This is a genomic window from Nocardiopsis sp. TNDT3 (assembly GCF_003427465.1).
GTDB lineage: Bacteria > Actinomycetota > Actinomycetes > Streptosporangiales > Streptosporangiaceae > Nocardiopsis > Nocardiopsis dassonvillei.
The window spans coordinates 1-1445 of record NZ_QPFC01001226.1; the positions used below are offsets into that span (position 1 = coordinate 1).

At 70.2% G+C, this 1445-nt stretch carries 2 protein-coding genes; both read right to left on the reverse strand.

Annotation, left to right across the window (positions count from 1 at the left end; translation table 11 throughout):
• Positions 1-316 precede the first annotated feature (316 nt).
• Positions 317-439 carry a DUF397 domain-containing protein gene (locus tag DQW06_RS26185; RefSeq protein ID WP_013155039.1) on the reverse strand — a complete coding sequence of 41 codons (123 nt, stop codon included), beginning with the start codon at positions 437-439 and terminating at the stop codon, positions 317-319.
• A 161-nt stretch (positions 440-600) separates the two neighbouring features.
• Positions 601-1445: 5'-methylthioadenosine/S-adenosylhomocysteine nucleosidase (locus tag DQW06_RS26190; protein ID WP_117199500.1), on the reverse strand; the 845-nt coding region annotated here is incomplete at its 5' end.

A 1445-nucleotide genomic window follows, 5' to 3' on the forward strand; every position in this document is an offset into this window, starting at 1 on the left:
CGCTAAACTGGCGCATGCTGGCAATTCCTTGTGTCTAAAGGGGTTGATGTTGCTGGCCAAGGCCCCGGGCGGAGACAACCGTCGCGGGGTCGTTCGTGCTTTCAGTTGTGTGTTCGGGAAAAGGGTAAGGCATCGCGGGAGTGCTTGGAGAAACTACGGCGAAGTAATGTTCGATAAATCCGCAGGTCGGCCGTCATTGCAGTTCAGAAGCCTCGCGAGGACTTTACTTGCCAAAAAGAAAAAAGGTTCTATCCGGGCATGGGGTACAAAAAGGCTCCTGTCCCGGAAACGCGGGACGGGGGCCGGTGCGGTGCGGTCAGCGGTCGCCCTTGGCGGAGGCGAGGAAGCCGGACCAGGCGGGGCTCCCGAAGGCGAGGTGGCCGTGGTCGCGGTGCTGGGTGTCGCGGACCAGGGTGCGGGAGCCCTCGGCGACCTCCACAGGGGACAAGTTCTCGCGTCACGCCGCAGGATGTGTGGGTTCCCACGAGCCAGGGAATGCCTGTGTCCTCTTCCCCGGTTCTCGGCGGGTCGGTCCGCTCCTCAGGTGAGTCCGGCCGGGGCGGCGCCTGGCCGCCGCCCCACCGGGTTCCCCTCCCGGGATCAGGCCTCGGAGCCGAACAGGTCCAGGAACTCGCAGGCGAAGGCCGCCGCGTGGGCGGCGGCGACCGGCTGCCAGAAGTCGTCGGCGTCCCCGGTCTTGCCGCTGAGCAGGTCGGAGATCCCCCGGACCACCAGCGAGTGCGTGCCCGAGGCCAGGTAGGCGCTGCGCAGGAACCCGTACCCCTCCATCTCCACGGCGACCGCGTCCCGGCAGTGCAGGCGCAGGCGTTCGGCGGTGAGAGCGTCTCTGGACGCCACGACCTTGTTCCCGGCGGCCACCGGCTTGACGAAGGCACGGGGCGGTTCGGGCGCTGGCGCGGTCAGGATCCGCTCCGTCCACTCCTGGCGGAACACCACGTCCATGGCCCGCTGCACGGCCGCATGCGACGGGGCCGCCGTCCTCGCCCCGGAGAGGAAGCCCTCCCCGTTCTCCTTGCCCGTCTCGTAGTCGTAGATGGCGTCGGCCACCACCACGTCCCCGAGCCGCACGTCCTTGACGCCCCCGGCCACCCCGACGAACAGGATCACCTCGGGGGAGAAGGCCGTGCGGGCCCGTTCCAGGGACACCCCCGCGTCCACGTTGCCCGGGCCGACCTGCACCAGGGCGACCCGGCGACGGCGCCGGGATCCGTGCAGCGTGCCGATCCGGTACAGCGTGCCGTTCTCGTCGCGCTCCTCGAAGGGCCCGGACAGGTGCGCGGCCACCGCCGCGTACTCGCTCGCGATCGCGGTGACCACCACCGCGTCCGCCACGGGACCGTCCGCGCCGCGCGCTCCCCGGACCCCGGCCCGCTCGGACGGAGCCGGTGCGGGCGGGGTGTGGTGGTGGATGTCGCCCGATCCGA